Below are 1,720 nucleotides of genomic sequence, written 5' to 3' on the forward strand. Positions count from 1 at the left end.
ATAGGGTTTGCTGTTGAAGTCTAGCCTTCATACTCAGCAAGGGTTTCAATCTATTGAGATTTGCTTAAGTGCACGAAAAATTGGTTAAACTGCTCAAAACCCTTGCACCTACTCAGGGAAATGTACCGACAATCTTCACCCGGCCAGCTATCCTTCCACGATTTTTATCTGCCGTTTGGAGGCAAATTATCGCCGGAGAACCGTTGGGTGAAACTGGCCAAGATGATCCCCTGGGAGGAGTTTGAATCGACCTATTCGAGCCAGTTTAGTGAGGATATGGGAGCCCCCGCGAAGGGCTTTCGGATGGCGTTGGGCGCGTTGATTATCAAAGAAAAACTGGGTATCAGCGACCGAGAGACGATTGACCAAATACGAGAGAACCCCTATCTGCAATATTTTCTCGGGCTTCATGAGTACAGTGACCAGGCCCCGTTTGATGCGTCAATGCTGGTCCATTTCCGCAAACGCATTGGTCTCGACCTGGTGTTAGCGGTCAATGAGTCCGTGGTTCAAGTGGGCATGGAACCAGCTCCACCAACTACTACTCCCTCACCTCAGGAGAGTGGATCAGAGACCAATGATGACTCAGATCCACCGGAACCGCCATCAAGTGGCAATCAAGGGCAGTTGATTGTGGATGCCAGTTGCGCGCCTGCCGATATTCACTATCCGACCGACCTTGATTTGCTGAACCAGGCCAGGGAACACAGTGAACGGCTGATCGATGAATTATATCAACAAGTGGCGGGATGTCTAGAGAAGAAGCCCCGAACGTATCGTCAAACCGCCCGCAGAGACTACCTCAGGATTGTGAAACGGCGCAAAAAGCCTCGCAAATTGATCCGCAAGGGCCTCCGACAACAGCTCAACTATGTGCGACGAAACCTGGGCCACATTGACCAGTTAATCGAGGCAGGAGCCACGCTCGCGGCGCTGAATCCACGGGAGTACAAGATGCTATTGGTCATTCATGAAGTCTATCGCCAACAACAGCACATGTACCACTACAAACAGCGGCGGATTGATGACCGCATTGTGAGTATTTCACAGCCCCATGTGCGCCCCATTGTGCGCGGTAAAGTCGGAACGCCCGTCGAATTTGGGGCCAAATTCGCCATCAGTTGTGTGGCGGGCTATGTGTTTCTCGACCATCTCAGTTGGGATAACTTCAATGAATCCGAAGACTTGATTGCTCAGATAGACCGCTTTCGAACTCGAACAGGCCACTATCCTGCCTCGGTGCATGCCGACCAGATTTATCGCACACGCGATAACTTGAGATGGTGTAAACGACATGGTATCCGTCTGAGTGGTCCTCCCTTAGGTCGACCGTCGCTCGATGAAACCCAACAAGCACTTCTTCAACAACAAGTTCGAGAGGATGAGAGTGTTCGAGTCGCTGTCGAAGGCAAGTTTGGTCAGGCGAAACGACGATTTGGCCTAGGACGTGTCATGGTCAAACTCGCCCAAACCGCCGAAACTATGATTGCCATCACTTGTTTGGTGATGAACTTGGAGAAACGGCTACGCCGTTTTATTGTCTTGTTGTTGATAGTGTTGATACGCTTACTACGCGGCTATCAGGCAGATGTGCGCCCCTTTACAGCAACGTTAAGCGATGATTGGCTGAAAACCCTCGATCATCAGCAAGGCAATACTGACCACGTCTGGGCTGCCGGATAATCCTTGAGGTTTTTATTGAGTTTTTCAGCAAACCCTA

The 1,720-nt window shown here is 50.6% G+C and carries 1 protein-coding gene; it reads left to right on the plus strand.

Annotated features, from left to right (window positions below; translation table 11 throughout):
• Positions 1 to 120: 120 nt before the first annotated feature.
• A complete protein-coding gene (locus QGP82_RS06535; protein ID WP_499057897.1) occupies positions 121 to 1,683 on the plus strand; it encodes an IS5 family transposase in 1,563 nt (520 codons plus the stop codon).
• The last annotated feature ends 37 nt before the right edge of the window (positions 1,684 to 1,720 follow it).

The organism is Leptothoe sp. LEGE 181152 (genome assembly GCF_032906605.1).
In the GTDB taxonomy this organism is placed as follows: domain Bacteria; phylum Cyanobacteriota; class Cyanobacteriia; order Phormidesmidales; family Phormidesmidaceae; genus Leptothoe; species Leptothoe turfae.